Below are 6166 nucleotides of genomic sequence, written 5' to 3'. Positions count from 1 at the left end.
TCTTAAATAAACTTTCTCTGTATCATGACGTACGATCAGTGGTAATCAGGAAAACAGTTGTAATCGTTTGAGAGGTATACAACAATCCGCAAAAATTGAAATTAATTATACTTGTCGTCTATTTTTGCCTTGTCACATCGACGTTTACTTATTAAACAACATACATCTGGTGCTGCTCCCCTATCCTTTAAACACAAGGCAACCAGCCCAGAGACTGACAGCGTTTACCAGGCAACAAGCCATTTTGATGACACCGGGCCTTTTGCCAAGCCATTGAAACAGGTCATCAGTGCAAAAGGCCAACCTGACAGAACAGCAAGAGTGAAGCGCATCGCATGGATCAGAAAGCATTTACCACCGAGCTGGAAAAACACCTGCGCCGTGAGCTGGGTACTACCCCGAAGCAGGCCACACATCGCGACTGGTGGCAGGCCCTCTCTCTGGTACTCCGTGACATTAATCTGGACCAGCTACAGGAAAGTAGCCTGAGCTATAGCAAGACAGAGTCACAACGTCATGTCTGCTACCTCTCCATGGAGTTTTTGATGGGACGCCTGCTCGGTGATGCCCTGATGAACCTTGGACTGTACGAAACCGCAGCCAACCTGCTGCAATCCCACGGTGTTCGGATGTCTGACGTGCTGGACCAGGAGCGGGACATGTCCCTGGGCAATGGTGGCCTGGGCCGTCTGGCCGCCTGTTTTATGGACTCTCTGGCGAATCAGCATATTCCGGCCACCGGGTATGGCATCAACTACCGTTATGGCCTGTTCCGCCAGGTTTTTGTCGATGGTTATCAGAAAGAGAAGCCCGATGTCTGGCGCGAATTTGGCAGCCCATGGGAGACTTGTCGTCCATCGGAAACCGTTGAGATTGGCCTGTTCGGTCTTATCGAAATGGACGACGATGGCAATAACCGGTGGTTGCCCGGCAAGAAGCTTTTTGGTGTGCCCTGGGATATCACCATCCCATCCTTTGGCGGAAAGTATGTCAACCGCCTGCGTCTCTGGGAAAGTCAGGTAGGTGCCTACCCCATCGATCTGGATAAATACAACCACGGGGAGTATCTGGAAGCCTGCCGTAACCTGGTGGATGGTGATACCATTTCCGGGGTTTTGTACCCTGAAGACTCGACGCCCCAGGGCAAGGATCTGCGACTGATCCAGCAGTACTTCTTTACCGCCTGCTCCCTCAAGGATATTATCCGCCAGCACAAGCAGCGTGGCCTGCCAATGGGCAGCCTGGCGAAACACTACGCCCTGCAATTGAACGACACCCACCCGGCCATCGCCATTCCTGAATTGATGCGTCTGCTGATGGATGAAGAAGGCATGGTCTGGAATCAGGCCTGGGCCATCACCCGGGAAATGTGTCACTACACCAACCACACTCTGTTGCCAGAAGCCCTGGAAAAATGGCCTGCCTCCCTGTTCGACCGTATTCTTCCAAGGCACCTGCAGATCATTGAGATGATTAACTATGTCTTTTTGAACGGTGAGGCCAAAGAGCAGTGGGGAGATGATGTGGAGATCATCAAGAAAGTCAGCATCTTTGAAGAGCTGGACAACGGTGGTCGCATGATCCGCATGGCCAATCTGTCGGTGATTGGCAGCCGCCGGGTCAATGGTGTTGCCGCCCTGCACAGCGGACTGGTGAAAGCCAATCTGTTCCCCGAGTTTGACCAGCTGTATCCTGGCAAGCTGGTTAACGTCACCAACGGTGTCACCCCAAGACGCTGGCTGGCGCACTGTAACCCGGGCCTGGCACGACTGCTGGACAGGAATATCGGCACCGACTGGCGTACTGATCTGAACCAGCTGGAGCAGCTGACACCGCTGGCTGAATCTCCCGACTTTCTGGATGCCTTTGCCAATGTCCGTTTCAAAAACAAGGAGCGGCTGGCGCGGCTGATTGAAAAAGAGTGCAAGGCCACCGTCAATCCCAATGCGCTGTTTGATGTTCAGATCAAGCGACTGCACGAGTACAAACGTCAGCAGTTAAACCTGTTGCACATCATCAGCCTGTATCACGAGATGCTGGATAATCCTGATGCTGACCATACCCCACGGGTGTTTATTTTTGGCGCTAAAGCTGCACCAGGCTACGTACTGGCCAAGCAAATTATTCTGGCCATCAACAAGGTCGCCCAGGTTATTAACAACGATCGTCGTTTGGATGACCGCCTGAAAGTGGTATTTCTGCCAGATTATCGCGTCACCCTGGCAGAGCAGATCATTCCTGCCGCCGATCTTTCCGAGCAGATCTCCACTGCCGGTTTTGAAGCCTCCGGTACCGGGAATATGAAGCTGGGCCTGAATGGTGCATTAACCATTGGCACCCTCGACGGAGCCAATGTGGAGATTGCCGAGGCGGTGGGCGACGACAATATCTTTATCTTCGGCAAAACCGTCGATGAGATTGCCGAACTGCAGCAGGGTTACAACCCATACCCTTATTATGAGAGCAATCCGGTACTGAAACGGGCCATTGACGCCCTGATGAATGGCTCCTTCTGCCAGCACAAGCCCGACCTGCTGAAACCCGTTGCGGAAGATCTGATGCATCGTGACCAGTTTATGGCACTGGCTGACTTTGAGAGCTATCGGGAAGCCCAGCAGAAAGTGTCCGACACTTTTCGTAAGCCAAGGCTCTGGTGGCGCAAGGCGGTGTTGAATACAGCACGCCTGGGTCGATTCTCTGCTGACCGGTCTATCGCTGACTATGCTGAAAAGGTTTGGAACAGTAAATAACAGGATGGTTCTGGCAGTTTTATGAGCAAAAGCCAGCTTTGAGAGAAGTCAGCCTTTACCGGGGCTGACTTTTTTAATTCTCCAATCACATCAATCGATACAATGACAGGTAATACGGGCATAAAAACTGGTATTGTCCTGATCCGGTACCACCTCCTCCATCGCATTGGCGACGGTCAGGTCAAGGCTGAACCACTCATTCCCCGACACATTGATCCCTACGCCCGCAGACGACAGGGTCTGTTTTGGATTCAGGGATTCAACCTCACCATGGTCGTAAAATCCATACAGGTCAAACAGATACTCATTAAATGAGAACCCGTTGTAGTGCACTTCAAGCTGCTGGTACCAGCCCTGGTCGCCACTGGCAACGCCCTGCTGATAGCCTCTCAGGGTGGATGGGCCGCCAAGTGTGAAGGACACAGCCCCCGGCAGGGCCTGTTCAGAAGTGAACTGGGCTTCTACGGTAGACAGTGCATAAAAAGGGTTATCGAAGTTATAGATAAACGTCAGTCGGGTATTGAAGAGGTTAAACTTGCGGGTAATCCCCTGCAGCTTTTCCTTGCTATTCACAGAACTGTAAAGCTGTCGTCCACTGAACTGCCATTGATTGCCCAACCAGCTCAGTTCGACACCCAACTGATACCGTCCGGTTTGATAGTCAGAGAGATCACCACCGGTAACACTGTTTTTCGAGGTTGAGTTGCCAAGGGCTGCCACCAGGTTCACCCACAGATCAGCATTGGAATACACCAGATAGCTGCCCTCCAGACTCAACTGCAGGGTATCACCGGCATAACCCAGGTCCCTGAAGTCACCGGAGTTAACCGTGGCATTGGTCAGTTGCAGGCTACCACCGAGCCGCAGTCCATCCGTTCCCACCACCGTGCTGTAACTGGAAACAAAAGACTTCAAACCGCTGGATACCAACCCATAAGCCATGGCTCTGTCTGCGGGACGAAACAGTTGGTTACGCTGGTAGAGTGCACTGAACTGTGCCTCTCCAGAGCTTTCATAGCCATAATTATCCAGATACAGCTCCAGACTGTCCCGCCCGGGCTCAGGTACATTTATGACAATATCGGTCAACCCGAAGGTTTTTCCGGCACGCAGCTCGGCTTGCAGACGCTGGTTGTGTATCCGGTTATAAAACAGAATATCCTTTTCCAGGGCTTCAATATCGATGGAACCCAGCTGGTTGTCGTAATTGATCCACTGGCGAAAATAATCATCTTCTGTGTACTGATTACCTGCAAAGACAATTTCCCCGACTGAACCTTCAACCAGGCGGATAATGACCACACCATCAGCCACCTGCTGCTCCGGGAAAACGGCAACCGCCGTGTAGATATTTTTCTGCCGATAGAGTTGATTGATGGTTGCCAGAATCTTCTGGAGTCCGTTGTAATCAATCTCTTCACCCAGAACAGGCTGGACAATGTTCTGAAGTTCATCCTGGGTCAAATGGGCAGACCTGGTAAAGCGGATACCCCGGAGGATAAAGGTGGGGCCTCCGGTGACCTCTTCTGTCGGTTCAGTTTGTTCGGTAATAGCAGGCAGATCAGGCTTTTTTTCTTTTTCCCGCAGGCGGAGTTCGCGCTCAAACAGGTCTTTGCTGGCCTGACCAGCATAGTCATAGTCATCTTGCGGCATTTGTGCCGACAGTGGCGAACAGGCAAGCAAGGCCCCATAGGACAAAGCTTGAAATTTTCTCTTCCACATATTCCAGGTGTTCATTTACAACTCCTTTTCAACGCCCGGTTCACTAATCAACCAGAACTCTTCCTCTTCTTCCGACTGCTCCGCCTCAAATTCAACGTCACCGTCAAAGTTGGCTATTTCTGCCGGATTACCATTGGCCGCGATCCAGCCTTGAGACAGAGTTACAGGATCACTGTCTGCTACCAGCTGGTCAGTGACAGGATTATTTTGGGTGCCCTGAGCCAGCTCCTGATTGGCAATCTCATTCTGATACTCAAGGCTCAGACGGTAGAAAGACTCGGGCAGCGTGATGCTGGAAAGATCATCCTGACTGCTCTTGTAGGTCAGCAATAGTGGCAAATTGTATCGGGTAAACTGGGCATTAGTGGTGACATTGACATCATCCACCGACATCCAGAACTCGCCATAGGGTGTCATAAACTGACCATCAACCCGCAGTGCTGAACCATCGGAGTTATTCAGGTTGATGGTTAATTCATCCACTGTCTGGTAACCCGTCACCATCCTGAAATTGTATCCCGGGCCGGTATTCACCGTCGCCGCATCGATCAGCAGGTCGCCGGTCATTCTCAGGTCGCCACCCTGAGTCAAAAAGTCAGTGATATGCAGTTGGGCAGTATTGTTGATATCTACCCGGACATCATTGGCAAAGCTGCCGGGTTTGAAAGCAGCGGCTTCAAGGTTCTGATAGTAGCTTCGGGCGTCTGACGTCAGTGACAGGGTTTCATTGAAGCCACCCATGGCCATCAACGTCTCCGTTGCACCGCCGCCATCAATGCTCAGGTCAATTGCCGGGGCATAAACCGCCAGAGGTCCACCGTCAGTCATATTGATCTGATTCACCACCACACTGTCCCCGGAGGCCAGACCGCCCCGATCCAGGGTCATCCGGTCAGCAAACAGGAAGTCATTCACCAGCAGCCATGGGGTGCCAATCAACTCGTCGATCTCAAGATAACCCAGTGCTGTCATGTAGATATTGCCATTGGTGGCTTTCAGCAGGCGGGCATGCAGGTCGGCACTGGCCAGAATATTGATATCGCCATTGTCGGTTTCTGCAGACAACCAGGGCAGATCAATCACCAGCGGATCACCAATACCGGTGGCTGCCATCAATTGCCCCTGACCACCGGTGCAGTTTTTACCTTCCACATCACAACCAACTCGCTGCGTTGCCTTCAGGTGACGCTCACCACCGGCAATATCCAGATCGTTTCGACCATTAATACCACCCTCTGTCGTCTTAAGGTAGAACGCAGAATCTGCCCCATCGGATACCAGCTGACCAATCAGCTGATCACCACGGGTATGGATCAGAGTCTGTTCACGGGTGCGGATAACCGCGTTTTGCCCCATGGAGAAACTGTCCGCTCCCGGCAATGCTTCGGAGCCAATGGCCATTGAGCCTGCGTTGATTGCCTGTTGGGCTGCCAGGGTAATCTCCCGGTCAGCCAACAGGTTTATCTCATTGGCGACAGTCACCGACTCATTAAAGTGAATGGCTCCCTGCTGGCTGGTGGCAGTAAAATCATCACCGATAGCGAGAGTCGCCAGCGCCTGGTCACCATCGGTAGACAACGAAGTACTCTCACCTGAGTTGATAACCGAACGGTTGCCCATGGTGAACGTATCTGAATCAGCCCTGATCCAGCCTGTGCTGGTTATTTTCTGGTCATCAGCCAGGGTGATGGCTC

3 protein-coding genes are annotated in these 6166 nt (G+C 52.1%); 1 reads left to right on the top strand and 2 read right to left on the bottom strand.

What is annotated here, in order from left to right; all coding sequences use genetic code 11:
- The first annotated feature begins 335 nt into the window (after positions 1-335).
- On the top strand, positions 336-2750 hold the full coding sequence (locus tag KDK14_RS13740; RefSeq protein ID WP_257265739.1) for a glycogen/starch/alpha-glucan phosphorylase: 2415 nt from the start codon (positions 336-338) through the stop codon (positions 2748-2750).
- 90 nt (positions 2751-2840) lie between these two features.
- Here the strand turns inward: KDK14_RS13740 and KDK14_RS13735 are convergent, their stop codons facing one another.
- Both KDK14_RS13735 and KDK14_RS13730 read right to left on the bottom strand, forming a co-directional pair.
- Positions 2841-4487, bottom strand: coding sequence for a ShlB/FhaC/HecB family hemolysin secretion/activation protein (locus tag KDK14_RS13735; protein WP_257265738.1), 1647 nt, complete (start codon positions 4485-4487; stop codon positions 2841-2843).
- A partial coding sequence (locus tag KDK14_RS13730) for a hypothetical protein (protein ID WP_257265737.1) occupies positions 4488-6166 on the bottom strand: 1679 nt, incomplete at its 5' end.

It is taken from the genome of Endozoicomonas sp. ONNA2 (assembly GCF_024606365.1).
In the GTDB taxonomy this organism is placed as follows: domain Bacteria; phylum Pseudomonadota; class Gammaproteobacteria; order Pseudomonadales; family Endozoicomonadaceae; genus Endozoicomonas.
Note: the sequence above shows the minus strand (reverse complement) of the source record. Positions and strands in the feature narration are given on the sequence as shown.

Excerpts from the sequence above, each read along its gene's own strand:
- KDK14_RS13740 (WP_257265739.1), top strand. The coding sequence starts at position 336 with ATGGATCAGAAAGCATTTACCACCGAGCTGGAAAAACACCTGCGCCGT.
- KDK14_RS13735 (WP_257265738.1), bottom strand. The coding sequence starts at position 4,487 with ATGAACACCTGGAATATGTGGAAGAGAAAATTTCAAGCTTTGTCCTAT.